The sequence below is a fragment of the Oceanimonas pelagia genome, from assembly GCF_030849025.1.
Classification (GTDB): domain Bacteria; phylum Pseudomonadota; class Gammaproteobacteria; order Enterobacterales; family Aeromonadaceae; genus Oceanimonas; species Oceanimonas pelagia.
This window is the reverse complement of the sequence record NZ_CP118224.1, coordinates 2,880,115-2,900,989: the sequence shown is the minus strand read 5'-3', so window position 1 is coordinate 2,900,989 and position 20,875 is coordinate 2,880,115. Positions and strand designations below refer to the sequence as shown.

The 20,875-nt window shown below is 64.6% G+C and carries 18 protein-coding genes; 12 read left to right on the top strand and 6 right to left on the bottom strand.

Annotated elements, in window-relative coordinates:
- Nucleotides 1–48: 48 nt before the first annotated feature.
- The 3 genes from PU634_RS13915 to PU634_RS13905 all read left to right on the top strand — a co-directional run bounded on the left by PU634_RS13915 (nucleotide 49) and on the right by PU634_RS13905 (nucleotide 4,106).
- Complete coding sequence (locus PU634_RS13915) at nucleotides 49–1,422, top strand: MFS transporter (protein ID WP_306761377.1); 1,374 nt, start codon at nucleotides 49–51, stop codon at nucleotides 1,420–1,422.
- A gap of 14 nt (nucleotides 1,423–1,436) precedes the next feature.
- Nucleotides 1,437–2,018 carry a single-stranded DNA-binding protein gene (locus PU634_RS13910; protein WP_306761376.1) on the top strand — a complete coding sequence of 194 codons (582 nt, stop codon included), beginning with the start codon at nucleotides 1,437–1,439 and terminating at the stop codon, nucleotides 2,016–2,018.
- Nucleotides 2,019–2,192: 174 nt separating this feature from the next.
- Complete coding sequence (locus PU634_RS13905) at nucleotides 2,193–4,106, top strand: EAL domain-containing protein (protein WP_306761375.1); 1,914 nt, start codon at nucleotides 2,193–2,195, stop codon at nucleotides 4,104–4,106.
- Here the strand turns inward: PU634_RS13905 and PU634_RS13900 are convergent.
- Nucleotides 4,103–5,008 (bottom strand): 1-aminocyclopropane-1-carboxylate deaminase/D-cysteine desulfhydrase, encoded by a 906-nt coding sequence (locus PU634_RS13900; protein WP_371319607.1) that lies wholly within the window; start codon nucleotides 5,006–5,008, stop codon nucleotides 4,103–4,105. The two genes, PU634_RS13905 and PU634_RS13900, sit on opposite strands and share 4 nt — an antisense overlap.
- A 174-nt stretch (nucleotides 5,009–5,182) precedes the next feature.
- Between PU634_RS13900 and PU634_RS13895 the strand changes: the two genes are divergently transcribed.
- From PU634_RS13895 to tldD, 8 genes are all read left to right on the top strand, one after another.
- Complete coding sequence (locus tag PU634_RS13895; RefSeq protein WP_306761374.1) at nucleotides 5,183–6,226, top strand: rod shape-determining protein; 1,044 nt, start codon at nucleotides 5,183–5,185, stop codon at nucleotides 6,224–6,226.
- A 36-nt stretch (nucleotides 6,227–6,262) separates the two neighbouring features.
- Complete coding sequence (gene mreC, locus PU634_RS13890; RefSeq protein ID WP_306761373.1) at nucleotides 6,263–7,132, top strand: rod shape-determining protein MreC; 870 nt, start codon at nucleotides 6,263–6,265, stop codon at nucleotides 7,130–7,132.
- On the top strand, nucleotides 7,129–7,617 hold the full coding sequence (mreD, locus tag PU634_RS13885; RefSeq protein ID WP_306761372.1) for a rod shape-determining protein MreD: 489 nt from the start codon (nucleotides 7,129–7,131) through the stop codon (nucleotides 7,615–7,617). The genes mreC and mreD overlap by 4 nt, the downstream gene beginning before the upstream one ends.
- A 9-nt stretch (nucleotides 7,618–7,626) precedes the next feature.
- On the top strand, nucleotides 7,627–8,202 hold the full coding sequence (locus tag PU634_RS13880; RefSeq protein ID WP_306761371.1) for a Maf family protein: 576 nt from the start codon (nucleotides 7,627–7,629) through the stop codon (nucleotides 8,200–8,202).
- 71 nt (nucleotides 8,203–8,273) lie between these two features.
- Complete coding sequence (rng, locus tag PU634_RS13875) at nucleotides 8,274–9,743, top strand: ribonuclease G (RefSeq protein WP_306761370.1); 1,470 nt, start codon at nucleotides 8,274–8,276, stop codon at nucleotides 9,741–9,743.
- On the top strand, nucleotides 9,743–13,489 hold the full coding sequence (locus tag PU634_RS13870; protein ID WP_306761369.1) for a YhdP family protein: 3,747 nt from the start codon (nucleotides 9,743–9,745) through the stop codon (nucleotides 13,487–13,489). Before rng ends, PU634_RS13870 begins: the two co-directional genes overlap by 1 nt.
- A 3-nt stretch (nucleotides 13,490–13,492) precedes the next feature.
- Nucleotides 13,493–14,320 carry a carbon-nitrogen hydrolase family protein gene (locus PU634_RS13865; protein ID WP_306761368.1) on the top strand — a complete coding sequence of 276 codons (828 nt, stop codon included), beginning with the start codon at nucleotides 13,493–13,495 and terminating at the stop codon, nucleotides 14,318–14,320.
- The gene (gene tldD / locus PU634_RS13860) at nucleotides 14,317–15,762 is read left to right on the top strand and encodes a metalloprotease TldD (RefSeq protein WP_306761367.1); all 1,446 of its coding nucleotides are present in this window, start codon (nucleotides 14,317–14,319) and stop codon (nucleotides 15,760–15,762) included. Before PU634_RS13865 ends, tldD begins: the two co-directional genes overlap by 4 nt.
- Before the next feature lie 118 nt (nucleotides 15,763–15,880).
- Here the strand turns inward: tldD and yjgA are convergent, their stop codons facing one another.
- Entirely contained in the window at nucleotides 15,881–16,402 is a 522-nt protein-coding gene (gene yjgA, locus PU634_RS13855; protein WP_306761366.1) for a ribosome biogenesis factor YjgA, read from the bottom strand.
- A 103-nt stretch (nucleotides 16,403–16,505) separates the two neighbouring features.
- Between yjgA and pmbA the strand changes: the two genes are divergently transcribed.
- Nucleotides 16,506–17,846 (top strand): metalloprotease PmbA, encoded by a 1,341-nt coding sequence (gene pmbA, locus PU634_RS13850; RefSeq protein ID WP_371319606.1) that lies wholly within the window; start codon nucleotides 16,506–16,508, stop codon nucleotides 17,844–17,846.
- A 62-nt stretch (nucleotides 17,847–17,908) separates the two neighbouring features.
- Here the strand turns inward: pmbA and mgtE are convergent, their stop codons facing one another.
- The 4 genes from mgtE to ptsN are packed head-to-tail and all read right to left on the bottom strand — an operon-like array spanning nucleotide 17,909 to nucleotide 20,873.
- On the bottom strand, nucleotides 17,909–19,270 hold the full coding sequence (gene mgtE / locus PU634_RS13845) for a magnesium transporter (protein ID WP_306761365.1): 1,362 nt from the start codon (nucleotides 19,268–19,270) through the stop codon (nucleotides 17,909–17,911).
- Nucleotides 19,271–19,288: 18 nt separating this feature from the next.
- Nucleotides 19,289–19,564: an HPr family phosphocarrier protein gene (locus PU634_RS13840; RefSeq protein ID WP_306761364.1), complete on the bottom strand. Its 276-nt coding sequence runs from the start codon at nucleotides 19,562–19,564 to the stop codon at nucleotides 19,289–19,291.
- Nucleotides 19,551–20,417 (bottom strand): RNase adapter RapZ, encoded by an 867-nt coding sequence (gene rapZ / locus PU634_RS13835; protein ID WP_306761363.1) that lies wholly within the window; start codon nucleotides 20,415–20,417, stop codon nucleotides 19,551–19,553. Before rapZ ends, PU634_RS13840 begins: the two co-directional genes overlap by 14 nt.
- 9 nt (nucleotides 20,418–20,426) lie before the next feature.
- Entirely contained in the window at nucleotides 20,427–20,873 is a 447-nt protein-coding gene (gene ptsN / locus PU634_RS13830; protein ID WP_306761362.1) for a PTS IIA-like nitrogen regulatory protein PtsN, read from the bottom strand.
- Nucleotides 20,874–20,875 lie beyond the last annotated feature (2 nt).

The following is a 20,875-nucleotide window of genomic DNA, read 5'->3' as shown; positions in this document are numbered from 1 at the left end:
TGCTAAACTGCCGCTCTTTTGTGAACAATGACAGCGGAACCATCACTCATGAGCGATCAGCAAGGCTTCAGCCCGCGGGAGCGGCGGGCGTCCTTTACCCTGGCCAGCATTTTTGGCATGCGCATGCTGGGCCTGTTCATGATCATGCCGGTGTTTGCCCTGTACGGTAGCGGCCTGGAGGGCTATTCCCCCCTGTGGGTGGGCATCGCCATCGGCGCCTATGGTCTGACCCAGGCGGTATTGCAGATCCCCGCCGGCTGGCTGTCGGATCGCATCGGCCGCAAGCCGGTGATTTACGCCGGGCTGGCGCTGTTTGCTGCCGGCTCTGTGGTGGCGGCGCTGTCCGACTCTGTTTATGGCGTGGTGATCGGCCGGGTGCTGCAGGGCAGCGGCGCCATTGCCGGGGCCATACTGGCGCTGGCCGCCGACATCACCCGGGAAGAAAACCGCACCAAGGCCATGGCCATTATCGGGGTATGCATCGGCCTGTCGTTTGCCGCCGCCATGGTGGCGGGGCCGCTGCTGGCGTCCTGGTTCGGTCTGTCCGGGGTATTCTGGAGCACGGCGCTGCTGGCGCTGGTGGGGATCGTCATGGTGCGTCTCATGCTGCCGGACTCGGTGAGCAAGGGGCAGATCCGGGACGTGACCGCCGCTCCCGAGCTGTTCGGCCGGCTGCTGAAGGATCCGCAGTTGCTGCGGCTGGACTTTGGCATCATGCTGCTGCACATGACCCTGACCGCCGTGTTCGTGGCCTTTCCGTTGTCGCTGAAAGACGCCGGCCTGGTGGCCGAGCACCACTGGTGGCTGTATCTGCCGGCGCTGGGACTGTCGTTTGTGCTGATCATTCCCTTTCTGATCCTCGGCGCCCGGCGCAACATGAACAAGCTGCTGTTTCAGGCCTCCATTCTGGTGATGATGATGGCGCTGGTGCTGATGGCGCTGGGCCAGGGCCAGCTCTGGCTGCTGGCCCTGGCCATGGTGCTGTACTTTACCGCCTTCAACTTTATGGAAGCCTCGCTGCCGGCGTTTCTGTCGATGCTGGCGCCGGCGGGAGGCAAGGGCACCGCCATGGGCATTTATTCCACCAGCCAGTTTTTCGGGGCCTTTCTCGGCGGTGTGCTGGGGGGCCTGCTGTTCCAGCAGCTCGGCGGTCCCGGCGTGTTTTTGCTGGTGGCGCTGACCATGGTGCTGTGGTTCTGGCTGTCGGCGGGCATGGCCAATGTCAGCCGCGTGCGGTCTCATATTCTGCCCATCGGTGGTAATATAGAAAGCGAATCTGCCCGCAGTCAGTTGCTGCAGCGGCTGATGGCACTGCCGGGTGTGCACGAGGCGCTGATTATTCCCGACGAAAGCGCCGCCTACCTCAAGGTAGATGGCAACATTTTTGAACTGGATCAGGCCAAACGCCTGATCAACCTGTGAGTACGGAGCAAGTTATGGCCAATAGAGGCATCAACAAAGTCATCCTGATCGGGCACCTGGGTCAGGATCCCGAAGTGCGCTATATGCCTAACGGCAACGCCGTCGCCAACATTACCCTGGCCACCAGTGAAACCTGGCGCGACAAGCAGAGCGGAGAGCAGCGCGAGCGCACCGAATGGCACCGGGTGGTGTTCTTCGGCAAGCTGGCCGAAATTGCCGGAGAGTACCTGCGCAAGGGCTCGCAGGTGTATGTGGAAGGCCGGCTGCAGACCCGCAAGTGGCAGGATCAGGGCGGTCAGGACCGCTACACCACCGAGGTGGTGGTGGATCAGGGCGGCACCATGCAGATGCTGGGCGGTCGCCCGCAGGGCGCCGGTGGTGGCCAGGGCGGCTGGAACCAGGGCCAGCAGGGTGGCGGTCAGCAACAGGGCAACTGGGGCCAGCAGCAGGGCGGCGGCCAGTATGTCCAGCAGGGGGGCCAGTCCCAGTACGGCGGCAACAAGCCTCAGGGGCAGCCGCAACCGGCAGCCAAGCCCCAGAGCCAGCCGGTATACAACGAGCCGCCGATGGACTTCGATGACGATATTCCGTTCTGAGTTCGGAACGCGAAACGTTGTATCATCGGGGCCCCGCTCAGGCGGGGCCTTTTGCTGTTTGGGCGAGCCGATAAAACTGAACGATACTGAACAGAGGCGGGGTTGGGTTTCGCCTGAATCTTGCATAATAACAAACAGGAGATGCCGGCCACGGGTCGGCGGCAGGGACTGCGAATGAAATTCACCAATCAGTTTATTACCACCATCACCCTGTGTGTGCTGGCGGCGGTACTGATGGTGCTGGTGGGTGCCGGCATCAGCTTTTATCAGATGGGGGTGGCCTACCAGCAGCGCCAGGTCGATGCCGTGGTGCGCCTGGTCGACGAGGCCTGGCAGAGCGGCGCCGGGCGGCAGGCCACCCTGGAGCGCTGGCTGCCGGCCCTGCTCGACGTCAACGATATCATCGAATTTACGGTGCAGGACGACGCGGCGGTGCGCTACCGCTACCAGCAGGGACAGCCGCTGGCCGACAGTGAAGTGTCCCGGGAATACCAGCACCCTCTGCCGGGCGAGCCGGAGCTGCTGGTGCGGCTGGTGCTGCGTCCGCCCTTTTACGATATCGACAGCTCGCTGGCGGCGGTGTCGGGGCTGACCGGTGCCATCATGCTGGTGTTTGCCGGCCTGCTGTTCAGTTTGCGCTGGTTTCGCCGCCAGCTGCGGGGAGCCGAGCTGCTCGACCAGCGCGGCCGGCTGATCCTGGCGGGCCGGCTCAGCATGTTGCAGCACAGCCCCGGTGAGGAGTGGCCCCAGGCCGCCAGCCGGGCGCTGGACAAGCTGATGGGCGAGCTGAAGGAGGCGCGCAAGGAGCGCAGCCGTTTCGACACCTTCATTCGTGCCAATGTGTTTGTGGATCGCAAGATCGGCATCGGCAACCGGGTCTTCTTCGACAACCGGCTGGAAGCGGCGCTCAACGACTCTGCCAGTCATTCCGGCGCCCTGCTGCTGGTGGAGCTGCAGGATCTGGAGCACATCAACCACAAGCTGGGGCACGACCGGGGCGACGAGCTGCTGAGCTCGGCCTCGGTGTACCTGGGGCACCTGATCCGGCGTTATCCGGGCGCCCTGCAGGCCCGTTACACCGGCAACACCTTTGCCCTGCTGTTTCCCAATCTGGTGGAGAGTGAGGCGCTGGATGCGGCCCGCCAGGTGATGAAGCTGCTGCACCGGCTGCACTGGCCCGATACGGTGCGGGAGCCGGCGTTGTTTATCGGTGGCGTCTGCTTTCGCTTTGGCGAGCAGTTGCACCAGGTGGAGGAAGAAGCCGAGCTGGCCCTGCGCAGCGCTGCCCTGCAGGGCGGCGACGGTTATTTCATGTATTACAAGGGCCTGACCGAGGAAAGCAGCGGCAAGGGCACGGTGCGCTGGCGCACCCTGCTGAGCCGGCTGCTGGAGCAGGACGCGGTGCTGCTCGATCGCCAGGGCATTTACCGGGCCCGGGGCGGTGAGCCGGAAAGCCATGAACTGCTGGCGCGCATTCACGACGAGCAGGGCCGGGAGCTGGCGGCGGGGCATTTTCTGCCCATGGCGGAAAAATGCGGCCTGTTGCAGGAGCTGGATCGCTGCATCATGCTGCGCTGCCTGACCCTGCTGCAGGAAAGCGATCGCCGCGCCACCCTGGCCATCAACCTGTCGGTGGACAGCCTGCTCAACCGGGGCTTTCACCGCTGGCTGGTGTTTGAGCTGATCCAGCTGCCCAAGGCCCTGCTCAACGAGTTGGTGATCGAGCTGTCGGAAGCCGGTGTCAGCCGTCATTTTCAGGATCTGGTCAAGCCGCTGCGGGCGCTCAAGGCGCTGGGCTGCGGGCTGGCGGTGGATCATGCGGGTCAGGACGTGGTCAGTACCCAGTACATCAAGGACTATGATCTCGACTATCTCAAGCTGCATCCCAGCCTGGTGCGGGACATCGAAAAAAAGCCCAATAACCAGATGGCGGTGCGCAGTCTGCTGGGCAACTGCATGGGCAACCGCACACAGGTGATTGCCGTGGGGGTGGAAACCGAGGCGGAGTGGGAATGCCTGCAACAGCTGGGCGTGCACGCCGGCCAGGGCTATTATTTCTCCTGCCCCGAGCGCTTTGCGCTGGTCTAGCTTCTGGCGCCCTGCAGCCCGCCGGTATGCAGAAAAATCAGCCGGCTGCCGGGAGCGTAGTGGCCGGCTTCAATGTCCCGAAACAGGCCGAGCAGGGCCTTGCCGCTGTATACCGGCTCCAGCGGCACTGCCAGCGCCTCGCTTAATTCGGTGATGGCGGCCCGGTCTGCCGGGGAACATTTGGCATAACCGCCGCCGTGATGGTTCAGCCGCAGTTGCCAGCCGGGGTCATGGGCGGCGGGCGCGTACAGCCCGTGCACGGTGTCGGCAAGCCAGCCCTGGCCCTTGAGTACGGCGTAGCCGGTAACGCGGGTGCGGCCGGGGCGAGCCGACAGCAGCCCGGCCAGGGTGCCGCCGCTGGCCACCGGCAATATCAGCTCCTCGCAGGGGGGCAGTTCCCGCCACAGCTCGGCCACGCCGGGCAGGGCCAGGACGCAGCTGCCCCCTTCGGGAATGATGTAAAAGCCGGGATGGCGGGCGGCCAGCCCGGCGAGAAAGTCCGCCTCGTGGCGGCGGCGGTAGCTCTGCCGGTCCACAAATTCCAGCGTCATGCCCCAGGCTCGCGCATCGGACAGGGTGGGGTTGCCGGCGTATTCGGGCTCGCCCCGCACTATGCCTGCGGTGGGCACGCCCAGCGCCTGGCCGGCGGCGGCCAGGGCGTGCAGGTGATTGGACCAGGCGCCGCCAAAACTGAGCAGGCCGGCGGCCCGTTCCGACAGCGCCTGGCGCAACACATATTTCAGTTTTCGCCACTTGTTGCCGGAAATAAAGGCATGCAGCCGGTCGTCCCGCTTGATGTGCAGGGTCAGGCCATGATGGTCGAGCAAGGCATGCCGTACCGGCTGCAGCACGGAGGCGCCGGCCCGGTCGTAGAGCTGTTGCCAGCGATGCAGTGAAGGCACGGAAAGACCGAGAAAAGTAAAGTTCTGGCGCAAGTGTAGGGAACTTATCGATTTATTGAAACTCGTATTCGTTCGTGACCGGTTTCGCCCGGGGTTGCGCCTTGCGGGGGGCCGGTTGCGTTGGTAAAGTTAGCCGAATTTTCCGGTTTCTCAACCCAGGACCCCCTTCAGCATATGTTCAAGAAGCTCAGAGGCATGTTTTCCAACGATCTGTCGATCGATCTGGGAACGGCCAATACCCTTATCTACGTCAAGGATCAGGGCATAGTTCTGAACGAGCCCTCCGTCGTGGCCATTCGCCAGGAAAGAGCCGGTTCGGCCCAGAGCGTTGCCGCCGTCGGCCATGCCGCCAAACAGATGCTGGGGCGTACGCCCGGCAATATCGCCGCCATTCGTCCGATGAAGGACGGCGTGATCGCCGATTTCTACGTCACCGAGAAAATGCTGCAGCATTTCATCAAGCAGGTGCACGACAACAACTTTTTCCGCCCCAGCCCCCGCGTGCTGGTGTGCGTGCCCTGCGGCTCCACCCAGGTGGAACGCCGGGCCATCAAGGAATCCGCCCTGGGTGCCGGCGCCCGTGAGGTATATCTGATCGACGAGCCGATGGCGGCCGCCATCGGGGCCGGCCTGCCGGTGTCCGAGGCCACCGGCTCCATGGTGGTGGACATCGGTGGGGGCACCACCGAAGTGGCCATCATCTCGCTGAATGGTGTGGTCTATTCCCAGTCGGTACGTATCGGCGGTGACCGCTTTGATGAAGCCATCATCAATTATGTGCGCCGCAACTACGGTTCGCTGATCGGTGAGGCGACCGCCGAGCGCATCAAGCACGAGGTGGGCTCGGCCTACCCGGGCGACGAGGTGCTGGAAATCGAGGTGCGCGGCCGCAACCTGGCCGAAGGGGTGCCGCGCAGCTTTACCCTCAACTCCAACGAGATTCTGGAAGCCCTGCAGGAGCCGCTGTCGGGCATTGTCAGCGCCGTCATGGTAGCGCTGGAGCAGTCCCCGCCCGAGCTGGCCTCCGATATTTCCGAGCGGGGCATGGTGCTCACCGGCGGTGGCGCCCTGCTGCGCGATCTGGATCGCCTGCTGATGGAAGAAACCGGTATTCCCGTGGTGGTGGCTGATGATCCCATGACCTGTGTGGCCCGTGGTGGCGGCAAGGCGCTGGAGATGATCGACATGCACGGCGGTGACCTGTTCCATTACGACTGATGAATCGGGCCGGGTGACCGGCCTGCCTTTTTTGTGATGAAACCCATATTTGGTCGCGGCCCTTCCCTGCCCATTCGCCTGACCCTGGCGGTGCTGGCCAGCCTTGCCCTGATGGTGGCCGACAGCCGCTACCAGTCCTTTACCGATATCAAGCTTTACCTCAACTCCCTGGTCAGCCCGCTGCAGTACATGGCCAACAGTCCGCGGCTGTTGCTGGACTCCGCCTCTACCCAGTTGATGTCGCGCCAGGCGCTGCTGAACCAGACCGAGCGCATGGAACGGGAGCTGTTTCTGCTGCGGGATGACCTGCTGCGCCTGCGCCATCTGGAGCAGGAAAACCAGCGCCTGCGCGAGCTGCTGGGCTCGCCGGTGCAGCGCGACGCCCGGCGCATGGTGGCCGAGATCATGGCGGTGGACACGGATCCCTTTTCTCACCAGGTGGTGATCGACAAGGGCAGCCGGCAGGGGGTGTTTGAAGGCCAGCCGGTGCTCAACGAGCAGGGCGTGGTGGGCCAGGTGATCTCGGTGGGGCAGACCACCAGCCGGGTGCTGCTGATCACCGACATCAGCCACGGCATTCCGGTGCGGGTGGCGCGCAATGATTTGCGCGCCATTGCCAGCGGCAGCGGCCGGCTGGACCGGCTGGTGCTCGACAACATTACCCGCAATACCGACATTCAGGAAGGCGACGTGCTGCTCAGCTCGGGCCTGGCCGGGCGTTTTCCCGAGGGCTATCCGGTGGGTCGGGTCACTCACGTGGGCTATGAGGAAGGCCATGCCTTTGCCGATATTCGGGTGACGCCCTTTGCCGCCCTCGGCCGGGTGCGCTACCTGCTGCTGTTGTGGCCCGAGCCCAGGGTTACCGAGCCGGAACCGGCCACGGCCAACGACAAGGAGAGCTCATGAGCGCCTTTCCCCTGCGCAGTCGGGTGGGCATCATGGCCAGCCTGGCGCTGGCGCTGATGCTGTCGATTCTGCCACTGCCGGATCTGATCGCGCCGTTTCGCCCCGACTGGCTGCTGATCACCCTGATCTACTGGGCCATCGCCCTGCCGCACCGGGCCAATGTGGGCACCGCCTTTGTGGCTGGCCTGCTGCTGGATCTGCTGCTGGGCTCGGTGCTGGGAGTGCGCGCCCTGGCGCTGGTGATTCCGGTGTATCTGGCCGCCTCCCAGTTTCAGCGTATGCGCAACTACTCGGTGTGGCAGCAGGCCTTTGTGGTGGGGGGCCTGGTGATGCTCAACAAGCTGCTGATCTTCTGGACCGCCTACCTCAATCGGGATATCCAGGTGGATTACCACTACTTCTGGTCCATCGTCAGCAGCATGGTGTTCTGGCCCTGGATCTTTTTGCTGTTGCGCAAGTGCCGGCGCCAGTTTGCCCTGACCTGAGGAAACTCGATGACCACCGCCCTGTACCTGGCCTCGGCCTCCCCCCGCCGCCGTGAACTGCTGGCCCAGCTGGGAGTAAGCTTTGAGCTGGTGCGCCCCGAGGTGGAAGAGCGGCAGCGGCCGGGTGAGGCCGCCACCGACTATGTGCAGCGACTGGCGCAAAGCAAGGCGCAGGCGGGGGCGGCGCTGGCGCCGCGGCCGTTGCCGGTGCTGGGCGGTGACACCATCGTAGTGGTGGACGGCGAGGTGCTGGAAAAGCCGCAGAGTGAGGCCCACGGCAAGGCCATGCTGCGCCGGCTGTCGGGGCGATGCCATGAAGTGATGACCGCCATGGCGCTGGCCACCGGCGGCGGCTGCGAGGTGGTGCTGGTCACCACGGAAGTGACCTTTCGTGCCCTGAGCGAAGCCGATATCGACCGTTACTGGCGCACCGGCGAGCCCGCCGACAAGGCCGGTGGCTACGGCATCCAGGGGCTGGGCGGACGCTTTGTGGCGCGCATTCACGGCAGTTACAGCGCCGTGGTGGGTCTGCCGCTGGTGGAAACCGAGGCGCTGCTGCAGCGTGGCGGGGTGGTCACCGGCTGATCCGGACACCGGAAAACCGCCATTCTGTGTTAGCTTAAGACTTTCCCTACTTTCTCACTGGCGGAGCCATCATGTCTGCAGAGCTGATTATCAATATGACCCCGGCAGAGACCCGGGTCGCCCTGGTGGAAAACGGTATCCTGCAGGAAGTGCACATCGAGCGTCAGGCCCGGCGCGGCATTGTCGGCAACATCTACAAGGGCAAGGTCAGCCGGGTGCTGCCGGGCATGCAGGCGGCCTTTGTGGACATCGGCGGCGAGCGCGCCGCCTTTCTGCACGCCTCCGACATCGTGCCGCACACCGAATGTGTCGACACCCGTGAGCAGGCCCATTTTCAGGCGGGCAACATCGCCGAACTGGTGCGCCAGGGCCAGGACATCATGGTGCAGGTGGTGAAAGATCCGCTCGGCACCAAGGGTGCCCGCCTCACCACCGACATCACCCTGCCGTCCCGCTATCTGGTGTTCATGCCCGGCAGCGCCTATGTGGGGGTGTCCCAGCGCATCGACTCCGAGCAGGAGCGGGACCGGCTCAAGCGGCTGGCCGCCGAGCATGTGGATGAACAGGGCGGCTTTATCATTCGCACCGCCGCCGAGGGCATCGGCGAGCAGGAGCTGGCCCAGGACGCCGCCTTTCTCAAGCGGCTGTGGCGCAAAATCCAGGAGCGCCGGGGCAAGTATCCGTCCTGCTCCATGCTCTACGAGGATCTGCGGCTGGCGTTTCGCATCGTGCGCGATTTTGTCGGCGCCGAGCTGGATCGCATTCGTGTGGACTCCCGGGAAACCTGCGATGCCCTGCGCACCTTTGTGGACGAGTTTGTGCCCGAGCTGTCCGGGCGCATCGAATACTACCAGGGCAATGCGCCCATCTTCGATCTCTACGATGTGGAAAACGAAATTCAGCGCGCGCTGGATCGCAAGGTGGAGCTCAAGTCGGGAGGATATCTGATCATCGATCAGACCGAGGCCATGACCACCATCGACATCAACACCGGCGCCTTTGTCGGCCACCGTAACCTCGAAGAAACCATCTTCAACACCAACATCGAGGCCACCCAGGCCATTGCCCGCCAGTTGCGGCTGCGCAATCTGGGGGGCATCATCATCATCGATTTCATCGACATGTACGATGACGATCACAAGCGCCGGGTGCTGCACAGCCTGGAGCTGGCGCTGTCCAGGGACAGGGCCAAGACCAACGTCAACGGTTTTTCCCAGCTGGGGCTGGTGGAGATGACCCGCAAGCGCACCCGGGAAAGCCTGGAGCACGTGCTCTGTGACGCCTGCCCCGAGTGTAACGGCCGGGCCCGGGTCAAAACCGTGGAAACCGTCAGCTACGAAATCCTGCGGGAGATCCTGCGGGTCAACAAGGCCTACGACGCCGACAAGTTCGTGGTCTATGCCTCCACCGCCGTGGCCGATGCGCTGCAGGAAGACGAGTCCCACATGCTGGCCGAGCTGGAGGTGTTTATCGGCAAGCAGGTCAGGGTCAACAGTGAGCCCCTGTATAATCAGGAGCAGTTCGACGTGGTAATGATGTAGTGTTGAGACGCAGCCTGAGCTGGGCCTGGTTCGGCCTGGCCGCCGGCGCGGTGATGCTGGCCCTGCTGGTCACCCTGCTGCGCTTCGGCTCACCCTGGCTGGCCTCCCTGCAACAACAGTGGCTCGACCGGCTGCTGAGTGAACACCAGCTCACCCTGAACATCGGTGGCCTGGGGCTGGACTGGCAGGATTACGGGCCGGTGCTGGTGCTGGAAAAGGTGCGCCTGCAGCGCCCGGCACATCCGGATCTGACCCTGCGCCGGGCGCTGATCGACGTGCAGCTGTGGCAGAGCCTGCGCCAGTGGCGGCCGGTGCTCAACGAGGTCACCCTCGACGGCCTGCGGCTGCCGCTGGGTCCGTCGCAAAATCCTGAATCCGGCAACACCGATCTCGAGGCCCTGCGCACCCTGGCGCTGCAGGGGGTGGCCCGGTTCACCCTGGTGGATGCGCAACTGGAGCTGAACAGCCCGAACCGGCCGCTGCTGGCGCTGCATATTCCTTCCCTGCGCTGGCGCAACCAGCCCGGCCTGCATCAGGGCGAAGGACGTCTCGGTTTTGGCACCGGTGACGGCCAGCAATTTGTGTTCAAGGGCCGGCTGGAAGGCGACCCCGAGCACCTGAGCGGCGGCATTTACCTGCAGGCCGACGGCGTGGACGCCAGTCCGCTGCTGGCCCGGGTGCGTCCCGCCGATAAGGGCGTTGTGGCCGAGCTGTCGTTTGAGGCCTGGCTGGAGTGGCAGCAGGGTGAACTGCAGGCGGCCCTGCTCACCCTGGGGCGTAACCGCGCCGGCTGGGGTGACGGCCATACCATAGCGGTGGACGGCGGCCGCATTCAGTGGCAGCCCACCGGCAGCGGCTGGCAACTGGCCAGCAGCGACATCGACATCAGCGTCGACGGCGAGGCCTGGCCCCGCTGGCGGGTACGGCTTGATCGCCATGACGATCAGCTCAGTGGCTATCTGGACAGGCTCAGCCTGACCGATCTGGCGCTGCTGGCCCAGTGGGGCGAATACTACTGGCCCGGGGCGGCTCACCAGTTGGCCGGGATCGCCCCGGAAGGGCAGCTGGCGGGGCTGCGCCTTGCCGCCAGCGCCGATGGCAGCGACTGGCGGCTGGACGGTGAACTGCATGACGTCAGTACCCGGGCCTTTGGCTGGGTGCCGCAAACCCGGGGCATTCACGGTCGCTTTGCGGTGGCCGCCGACGGCGGCCGGCTGACCCTGACGCAGGCGGCACCGGCCGACTGGCAGTGGGACAAGGCCTTTCGCGCCCCCTGGCCCATTAAGGCATGGAACGCCGAGCTGCAATGGCAACAGCGGCCCGAGGGCTGGTGGCTGTGGAGCGACCGGCTGGAAATAGAGGGCGACGATCTGAGCCTGGACGCCTGGTTCAGCCTGCAATTGCCTGCCGGCGAGTCGCCTCTGCTCAGCGCCTCGGCCCGGGTGGATCTGCACCGTGCCGGCCGTGCCGGCCATTACCTGCCCGAGCCGGTAATGGGCACCCGGCTGGTGGACTACCTGCAGGGCGCCATTCGCGATGGTCATGCCGAGCACGCCGAGGTGCTCTGGTATGGCCGGCTCAACCGCTTTCCCTACCGCGACGGCAGCGGCATTTTTCAGGCCCGGGTGCCCCTGCGCGACGCCGAATTCCGTTTTGATCCCCGCTGGCAGCCGCTGACCGACCTCGATCTGGACCTGCTGTTTGAAAACGACGGCCTGTACATGCGCGGCCCTCACGGGCGCCTGGGCGAGGCCCGGGCGGAAAACATCGACGCCCGCATTGTGCCCCTCAACCGCAGTGCCCGGCTCAAGCTCGAGGCCGGTGTTGCCGGCGCCGGCGAGGCGGTGACCGCCTATCTGCAGAGCTCCCCCCTGGCCGGCTCGGTGGGCACCACCCTGAGGCAGGTGCAGGTATCCGGGCCGCTGACCGGCCGGCTGGGCCTGGATATTCCCCTGAGCGGTGGGCCCGTGGGCGTGCAGGGCGAGGTGAGCTTTGCCGGCAACGAGGTGCGGGTGGTGCCTCTGGCCATGCCCCTGAGTCAGGTGCACGGCACCCTGTATTTTGATGAAAAGCAGACGGAGCTGCAGCAGCTTAAGGCCCGCTGGCTGGGCCAGCCACTGACGGTGGAGTATACGGGCCGGGTGACCGAGGCCGGTTACCGGGCCGATATCGGCCTGGCCGGCCGGCTGCAGGCTCAGGCCCTGAGCCGGGCGCGGCCCCGGCTGGCCGGCCTGAACGGCGAGACCGGCTGGCAGGGCAAGGTCCGGCTGAACCTGACGCAGGGCACAGTGCATTACGAGGCCGATCTGGGTTCCAATCTGGCCGGCCTGGGCAGCCGTCTGCCCACTCCCCTGGGCAAGGCGGCACAGCGGGAGCGGCCATTACAACTTAGCCTGTCCGGTGATGTGACCCAGGCTCAGGCGCGGCTGAACCTGGCGCCGGATATTGATGCCGATGTCAGGCTGGCCTTTGCCGCCGACGGCGTGCATGTGAAGCGGTTGTGGCTGAACGCCGGCGGTGCCCTGGCCAAACCGCCCCGGGCACCGCTGGATGTGGCCGCGCACCTGGCCGAGCTGAAACTGGACGACTGGCTGGCTTTGGCCAGTGGCGGTGCCAATGGCAAGCAGGTTTCCGGGCTGGCGCTGCACTGGCCCGCGCGCTACCGGGCGCTGGTGCGGGCCGACCGCGGCGAGCTGTGGCGTCAGCCGCTCAGCGATCTGCGGCTGAACCTGAGCCCCGCCGAGGCGGGGCGGCAGCGGCTGGAAGTGAATGCCCGGCAGGCCAAAGGGGAAGTGGCCTGGGGCAATCACGAGCCGGTTACCGCTCGCTTTGAGCGCTTGTGGCTGAGCCCCGGGTTGGGTGAAAACGGGCCCGCGGTGGGCCGGTTGGCGCCGGCGCAGATACCGGCGCTGGTGTTTCGCTGCGACGACTGTCGCTGGCACGAGCTGTCCCTGGGCAAGGCCGGCTTTCAGCTGACCCCGCTTGCCGATGAAAACGGCGTGCAGCTCGACGATCTCTGGCTCGACGGCCCCCAGTTGCAGGGCCGGGCCCAGGGACGCTGGCTGCAGCATGAGGGGGGCGACATCAGCCGGTTGCAGTGGCAGGGCGGCGCCCGGTCGTTGCAGGCGCTGTGGCAGGCCATGGGCCGGTCATCACCGTTCCGGGACACCCAGGCGCTGCTGGAAGGGGAGCTGAGCTGGCCCGGATTGCCCTGGCAGCCGAACCCCGCCACCCTGAACGGCCGCGTCAGCGTGGAAACCGGCGCCGGCGTGCTCACCGGGGTCAGCGACAAGGGCGCCGGCCTGCTGTCGGTGCTGAGCATGGAGTCGGTGCTGCGCCGGCTGCGGCTGGACTTTCGCGATGTGTTTGAAGACGGTTTTTACTTTGACAGCATTACCGCTCACGGCGAGTTCAGCAACGGTGTGCTGCACAACGATGATTTTCTGCTGAAAGGCGCCGCCGGGGATCTGGCCGGACGCGGGCGGGTGGATCTGGCGGCGGAGCGGCTGGATTACCGCTTTGACTTTACCCCCAATCTCACCGGCAACCTGCCGGTGCTGGCGGCCTTTGCGGTGACCCCGGTGACCGGGTTGTATGTGCTGGCTCTGTCCAAGGTACTGGGCCCCGTGGTAGATGTATTTACCCGTATTCGTTACGGTGTGAGTGGCCCGCTGGCCAGCCCGCAGGTCAGCGAGCTGGGCCGGGAGCGAAACCGAATACGCCTGCCGCAAACCGACAAGGAGTGATGAATGGAACTGGTAGCCCTGCAACTGAATGCCGGCGCCGACTGGCCCGCCAACCGTGAGCGCATAGCGGCCCTGCTGGCGCAATTGCCCGCCACCCGGCCGCTGCTGGTGCTGTTGCCGGAAAACGCTGTGGCATTTGGCGGCCGCGAGGCGGTGCAGCGTGTGGCCGAGCCTCTGGGGGAAGGCCCGGTGCAGGACTGGCTGGCAGCGCAGGCGCAACGCCTGGGCATCTGGCTGGTGGCGGGCTCCCTGCCCACCCGTATTGACGGCAGCGACAAACTGCACACCAGTTGCCTGGTGTATGATGATCGGGGGCAGCGGGTTGCACACTATCACAAGCTGCACCTGTTTGATGTGGACGTGGCCGACGGCCACGGCCGTTACCGGGAGTCGGACAGCTTCAGCCCGGGCAGTGAACTGTGCGTGGTGGACAGTCCCTTTGGTCGCCTGGGCCTGTCTATCTGTTATGATCTGCGTTTTCCCGAGTTGTATCGCGCCCTGCGCGAGCAGGGGGCCGAAATTTTAATGGTGCCGGCGGCCTTTACCCGGGTGACCGGACAGGCGCACTGGCTGCCGCTGTTGCAGGCCAGGGCCATTGAGAACCAGTGCTACGTGCTGGCCGCCGATCAGGTGGGCGTGCACGCCGGCGGGCGTCAGACCTGGGGGCATTCGGTGATTCTGGATCCCTGGGGTGAGGTGTGTGCCTGCCTGCCCGATGAGGAAGGGCTGGTGTGTGCCCCCCTAGAGCGTGAACGCCTCGAGCGCGTGCGTCGTGACATGCCAGTGGCCCAACATGCCCGCCTGCGGGCGGTGTGGAGAGACAACGAATGAGTATTGAACAGATCAACCAAAGCCTGCTGGTGCCCAACGAGCTGGACATGGCTCTGCTGGATGCCCAGCTGGCGCGGCTCAGCCGCCACCAGATCGACTTTGCCGATCTGTATTTTCAGAACAGCGTGCACGAGTCCTGGGTGCTGGAAGACGGCATCGTCAAGGACGGCAGCTACAACATCGAGCAGGGCGTGGGGGTGCGCGCCGTGAGCGGCGAGAAGACCGGCTTTGCCTATTCCGACGAGCTCACCGCCGCCGCCCTGGATCAGGCGGTGAGCGCCGCCCGGGGCATTGCCGCTCACGGTGGCGACGGCCGTTTCAAGGTGGGCCGGCAGCAGCCGGTGACTGCCCGCTATGCGGGGGTAAACCCCCTCGACAGCCTGCCCCGGGAGCAGAAAATTGCCCTGCTGCAGCAGATGGACGCCTTTGCCCGCAGTCTGGATCCCGCCGTGACCCAGGTGATCGCCTCCATTTCCGGCGTGTACGAAGAGGTGCTGGTGCTGGCCACCGACGGTACCCTGGCCACGGATCTGCGCCCGCTGGTACGGCTCAACTGCTCGGTGCTGGCCGAGCGCAACGGCCGCCGTGAGCGCGGCAGCAGCGGCGGCGGCGGCCGCTTCGGCTACGACTATTTTCTGGAAGAGCTAGACGGCCAGCCCCGCGCCATGGGCTATGTAAAGGAAGCGGTACGTCAGGCGCTGGTAAACCTGGAGGCGGTGGACGCCCCCGCCGGCACCATGCCGGTGGTGCTGGGGGCCGGCTGGCCCGGTGTGCTGCTGCACGAGGCGGTGGGCCATGGCCTGGAAGGGGACTTCAACCGCAAGGGCTCCTCCGCCTATTCCGGCCGCATTGGTGAAAAGGTGGCGTCCTCCCTGTGTACCATAGTGGACGACGGCACCCTGTCCGATCGCCGTGGTTCGTTGACCATAGACGACGAGGGTACCCCCAGCGGCTATAACGTGCTGATCGAAAACGGTGTGCTCAAGGGCTATATGCAGGACAAGCTCAATGCCCGGCTGATGGGCATGGCGCCCACCGGCAACGGCCGGCGCGAGTCCTATGCCCACCTGCCCATGCCGCGCATGACCAACACCTACATGCTGGCCGGCGAGACGCCACCGGAAGAGATCATTCGCAGCGTGAAGAAGGGTATTTACGCCCCCAATTTCGGCGGTGGTCAGGTGGACATCACCTCGGGCCGGTTCGTATTCTCCGCCTCGGAAGCCTACCTGATCGAGGACGGCAAGCTGACCGCGCCGATCAAGGGCGCGACCCTGATCGGCAACGGCCCCGAGGCCATGAGCCAGGTGTCCATGGTGGGCAACGATCTGAGCCTGGACGCCGGTGTGGGCGTGTGTGGCAAGGACGGCCAGAGCGTGCCGGTCGGGGTGGGCCAGCCTACCCTCAAGCTGGATCGTATGACGGTGGGCGGCACCCAGTAAGCCGCCCCTGAAAGCAAAAAACGCCGGCATAATGCCGGCGTTGTTATTGGGAGCGCGGGTCTTGTCCCTGAATAGGGACAGCCTGCCCGCAAATTGCCGCGCAGCGGCAACCAGATTCTTACGGCTCCAGGTTTTGTTTCAGGTACTGGAACAGCTCCCGGTAGGCCTTGGGTGGCAGGCCGGCGGCCTGCTCCTTGCGGCCGGTGCGGGCGAGCTGGCGCAGTTTCTGCCGGTCCAGGCCACGGTGCTCGGCCAGCAGCGCGTCCACGGCCTTGTCGCCCTCGCGGATAAGCCTGTCCCGCCACTGCTCCAGCCGGTGAAAGTGGGCATTGACCACGGCGTTCTTCTGATCAAAGGCATTCAGCGCCTCGCGAATGGCGGTGACGTCGCGGCTGCGCATCAGCTTGCCGATAAACTGCAGGTGGCGGCGCAGGGCCTCGCGCTTGTTGGACAGCTTGTGCGCCAGGGCGATGGCGTCCTTCAGCTCTTCATCCAGCGGCACCTTGGCCAGATCGCTGGCCTTGAGCCTGACCAGGTCCATGCCCAGTTGCTGCAGGGCGTGGCTTTCCCGCTTCATTTCACTCTTGCTGACCCACTCGATGTCGTCGTCGTGGTCGGGATGGTCGTCGTGATGGCGCATGGCATTTCTCTTGCAGATCGTGGATTGCGATTATTCTACCAGCTTCTCCCAAGGGGCGCAGGGGTCTGTTATGCTAACTGCAAACGGAACCAGCGAATTCATTATGACTCCCGAAGAGATTCAAACCGAACAGCGCCAGCTTGAGCTGGCGGTAGAGCAGGCGCTGGAAAGCGCCAGACGCCTGGGTGCCGAGGCGGCGGAAGTGTCCATCAGCAAGCAGACCGGGCTGTCGGTCAATACCCGTAATGCCGAGCTGGAAAACATTGAATTCAACAAGGATGGTGCCCTGGGCATCGCCGTGTACCGGGACGGCCGCAAGGGCTCGGCCTCCACCTCGGATCTGCGTCCCGACGCCATTGCCCGCACCGTGGCGGCGGCGCTGGATATTTCCCGTTACACCACCGCCGATCCTCACGCCGGCCTGGCCGATGCCGATCAGCTGGCCTGGGAGGCGCCCGCGCTTGAGCTGTGTTTTCCCCGCGCCATGGAGCCCGCCGAGGGCATCGAGCTGGCACTGCGCTGTGAGCGCGCGGCACTGGGCCGGGACAAGCGCATCAAGCAGTCGGACGGCGCCAGCTTTTCCGCCAATGTGGGCATTCGGGTCTATGGCAACAGCCACGGCTTTATCAAGGGCTATGCCGGCTCCCGCTACGGCATGAGCTGTGTGCTCATCGGCGAGCAGGATGGCGACATGCAGCGGGAATACGGTTATACCTCGGCCCGCCACTTTGACGATCTGTGGGCGCCAGAAAAGGTGGCCGACGAGGCGGTGAGCCGCACCCTCGGTCGTCTGGGGGGCCGCAAGATCGGCACCACCCAGGCGCCGGTACTGTTTCATCCGGACGTGGCCTCGGGCCTGTTTGGCCATCTGGTGATGGCCATCAGTGGCGGCAACCTGTATCGCAAGTCATCCTTTCTGCTCGACGCCTGCGGCGAGCAACTGTTTCCCGACTGGCTCACCATTCATGAGCAGCCGCACCTCCACAAGGGGCTGGCCAGTGCTCCGTTCGACAACGAAGGGGTGCGTACCCTTGAGCGCAACATCATCGAAAACGGCGTGTTGCAGACCTACCTGCTGACCAGTTATTCGGCGCGCAAGCTGGGCCTGCCGGTCACCGGCCATGCCGGCGGTATTCACAACTGGACGGTGTCGAGCAGCGGCCAGAGCCATGACGAACTGTTGAAGCAAATGGGCACCGGCCTGCTGGTGACCGAAATGATGGGGCAGGGGGTGAACATCGTCACCGGCGACTATTCCCGGGGCGCCGCCGGCTTCTGGGTAGAGAACGGCGAAATTGCCTACCCGGTGGAAGAGATCACCATTGCCGGTAACCTGAAAACCATGTTCGCCGGCATTCAGGCCATCGGCACCGACGTGGAAACCCGCTCCAGCCTGCATACCGGCTCCGTGCTGATCGACAATATGAAGATTGCAGGACAGTAAAAACCGGGATCGGGGACGGGTGACTGGGGATTGGAACCCATACAGTCAGTCCCTAGTCCCGGTCAGTGCAACAGGATAAGTGTGGCCAGGCCGAGGAAGGAGAGCAGGCCCACGGTGTCGGTGATGGTGGTCAGGGCCATGGAGCCGGCCAGGGCCGGGTCGATATTAAAGCGTTTCATAATAAGCGGAATGCTGGCGCCGGCCAGGCCTGCCACCGACAGGTTGATAAACATGGCGGCGGCGATCACCAGGCCGATTTCCCAGCTGCCTTTCCACAGTGCCACCACCACCGAAATGGCCAGGGCCCACAGCATGCCGTTGATCAGCCCCACCAGGGCTTCCTTGGTGAGCAGCCAGCGGGCGTTGCTGTCGCCGATATGGCCTACCGCCATGCCCCGGATCACCAGCGCCAGGGTCTGGTTGCCGGCAATGCCTCCCATGGAGGGCACTATGGTCATCAGAATGGCCAGGGTGGCCAGCTGGGACAGGGTTTCCTCGAACATGTTGGACACGCTGGCGGCCACCAGCGCCGAGCCCAGGTTGATGGTCAGCCAGAAGGAGCGACGGCGGGCACTGGTGAGCACGGGGGCAAAGGTGTCCTCGTCGTCGTCCATCTTGGCCATGCCCATCATGGAGTGTTCGCCTTCCTCGCGAATGATGTCGACCACGTCGTCGATGGTGATGCGCCCCAGCAGCTGGTTGTTTTCGTCCACCACCGGCGCCGACAGCCAGTCGTGGCGTTCAAACAGGTTGGCGACGTCGGTGTCGGTCATGGTCAGGGGAATGGCTTCCACCGAGGTGTCCATGGCCTCCGCCACCGTGGTGGTGGGAGACTGCACCACCAGGCTGGCGAGGGAAATGTCCCCCAGCAGCCGGTTGTCGTTATCCACCACATAGAGGGTGTCGGTGCCTTCCGGCAGCTCGGTGTGCCGCCGCAGGTAGCGCAGCACCACATCGATGGTGACGTCCGGGCGCAGGGTGATGAACTCGGTGTTCATCAGCGAGCCGGCGGTGTCTTCCGGGTAGGACAGGGCCAGTTCGGCGCGGTGCCGGTCCTGCTCGTCCATTTCGGTGAGCACCTGATTGAACAGCTGCTCGGGCAGATCCCGAAGCACATAGGCCAGATCGTCCGACTCCATGTCTTCCAGGGCGCTGGCGAGTTTTTCCGGCTCCATCAGCCGAATAATGCCGTCGCGTACTTCTTCCGACAGCTCTTCCAGAATTTCACCGTAATCGTCGGGATCGATCAACTGCCACAGCACCTTGCGGCTGGGGCTGGGCGAGGCTTCCAGCAGCCAGGCCACGTCGCCCGGGCGCATTTGCTGCAGCATTCGGCGCACGTGCACGAACATGCCGCTGTTCAGCGCCTGGGTAATGGTCTCCAGGTGATCCGGCGTGCTGCTTTGTTCCTGTGGTTCTGTCATTCGGCGTCCGGCTGAGGGTTATTCCGATTCGTTGAAACGATCCGCCACCAGCCGGGCCACGGCGTTCATGGCCGCTTCCGCATCCGGCCCGTCCGCCACCACGCGAATGGCGTGACCCTGGGCGGTTTCCAGCATCAGCAGGCCCATCACGCTGTTGGCGGGGGCCTGTTTTTGCTGGTTGCACACGGTGACCTCGGCGTCGAACTGCTGGGTCAGTTGCACCAGCTGAATGGCGGCCCGGGCGTGCAGCCCCAGTTTGTTGACGATCTGCAGGTTGCGTTCAATTTTCGGCATGGCGTTTTTCCAGGGTGCGGTGGCGCAACTGCACGCTCTTGCCCAGTTGTGTAAAGACCCGGGCCAGCTGCTCGGCAATGAACACGGATCTGTGCTGGCCACCGGTGCAGCCGATGGCCACGGTGACATAGCTGCGGTTGTTGCGCTCCAGGTGGGGCATCCAGGTGATCAGCAGGTTTTCCAGCTGCCACAGGTATTTCATGACCTCGGGCTGGCTGCCCAGGTAGTCGGCCACCGGCTGATCCCGGCCGGTGTAGGGGCGCAGCTCGGCAATCCAGTGGGGATTGGGCAGAAAGCGGGCGTCAAACACGAAGTCGGCGTCCTTGGAGACGCCGTACTTGTAGCCAAAGGACTCGAACACCCAGTTCAGCTCCTTTTCCTTTTTGCCCAGAATGCGCTCGCGAATGATTTCGCTCAGGTCGTGAATGCTCAAGCTTGAGGTGTCGATGCGCAGATCCGCGTCCGACGACAGCGGCGCCAGCAGGTGGGTTTCCTCGCGAATGGCCTCGTCCAGGGTCAGGCTGTGGCGGGACAGCGGATGCAGCCGGCGGGTATCGCCAAAGCGGCGGATCAGCACCGAGTTGTCGGCATCGATGAAAATGCTGGAAAGCTGAACCTCATTCATGGCCCGTACTTCGGCCAGAAAGGCTTCCAGCTGCTCGGCACTGTCGGGCAGGTTGCGCACGTCTATGCTCACCGCCACCGCGCCGGGCTTGTCCCGGCGCAGCCGCACCAGCTCCGGCAGCAGCGCCACCGGCAGGTTGTCGACGCAGTAGTGGCCGAGATCTTCGAGCACCCGCAAGGCCACGGTCTTACCCGACCCGGAACGACCACTGACGATCACCAGCTGCATGTTGACTCCTCAGGCTGAAATCATGATCTGGTAGAGTTCTTCGTCGCTGCCGGCCTGACGCAATTGCCGGCATACCTGTTTGTTGCTGAGCTTCTCGGCGATCAGCGACAGGGTTTTCAGGTGCTGCTTGCATTCCTGCTCCGGCACCAGCAGGGCAAACACCAGGCCGACCGGCTGATTGTCGATGGCGTCGAACTCCACCGGCTCGGCAAAGGTGAGCAAAACGGCCGTCGCCTTGTTGTCGTTGCCGATGCGGCCGTGGGGAATGGCGATACCGTTGCCAATGCCGGTACTGCCCATTTTTTCCCGGGCCAGCAGACAGTCAAAAAGCGGCTGGCTGCCGATGTGGAGATGTTCGGCAGCCAGCTCGCTGATGATTTCCAGAGCACGTTTTTTGCTCGTGCAGGGAACCGCACTGCGCGTGCAGCCCCTGCTCAGTATGTCGGCGACTTCCATGG

Coding starts and splice junctions, on each gene's coding strand:
- PU634_RS13915 (WP_306761377.1), top strand. CDS start 49: ATGAGCGATCAGCAAGGCTTCAGCCCGCGGGAGCGGCGGGCGTCCTTT.
- PU634_RS13910 (WP_306761376.1), top strand. CDS start 1,437: ATGGCCAATAGAGGCATCAACAAAGTCATCCTGATCGGGCACCTGGGT.
- PU634_RS13905 (WP_306761375.1), top strand. CDS start 2,193: ATGAAATTCACCAATCAGTTTATTACCACCATCACCCTGTGTGTGCTG.
- PU634_RS13895 (WP_306761374.1), top strand. CDS start 5,183: ATGTTCAAGAAGCTCAGAGGCATGTTTTCCAACGATCTGTCGATCGAT.
- mreC (WP_306761373.1), top strand. CDS start 6,263: ATGAAACCCATATTTGGTCGCGGCCCTTCCCTGCCCATTCGCCTGACC.
- mreD (WP_306761372.1), top strand. CDS start 7,129: ATGAGCGCCTTTCCCCTGCGCAGTCGGGTGGGCATCATGGCCAGCCTG.
- PU634_RS13880 (WP_306761371.1), top strand. CDS start 7,627: ATGACCACCGCCCTGTACCTGGCCTCGGCCTCCCCCCGCCGCCGTGAA.
- rng (WP_306761370.1), top strand. CDS start 8,274: ATGTCTGCAGAGCTGATTATCAATATGACCCCGGCAGAGACCCGGGTC.
- PU634_RS13865 (WP_306761368.1), top strand. CDS start 13,493: ATGGAACTGGTAGCCCTGCAACTGAATGCCGGCGCCGACTGGCCCGCC.
- tldD (WP_306761367.1), top strand. CDS start 14,317: ATGAGTATTGAACAGATCAACCAAAGCCTGCTGGTGCCCAACGAGCTG.
- yjgA (WP_306761366.1), bottom strand. CDS start 16,402: ATGCGCCATCACGACGACCATCCCGACCACGACGACGACATCGAGTGG.
- pmbA (WP_371319606.1), top strand. CDS start 16,506: ATGACTCCCGAAGAGATTCAAACCGAACAGCGCCAGCTTGAGCTGGCG.
- mgtE (WP_306761365.1), bottom strand. CDS start 19,270: ATGACAGAACCACAGGAACAAAGCAGCACGCCGGATCACCTGGAGACC.
- PU634_RS13840 (WP_306761364.1), bottom strand. CDS start 19,564: ATGCCGAAAATTGAACGCAACCTGCAGATCGTCAACAAACTGGGGCTG.
- rapZ (WP_306761363.1), bottom strand. CDS start 20,417: ATGCAGCTGGTGATCGTCAGTGGTCGTTCCGGGTCGGGTAAGACCGTG.
- ptsN (WP_306761362.1), bottom strand. CDS start 20,873: ATGGAAGTCGCCGACATACTGAGCAGGGGCTGCACGCGCAGTGCGGTT.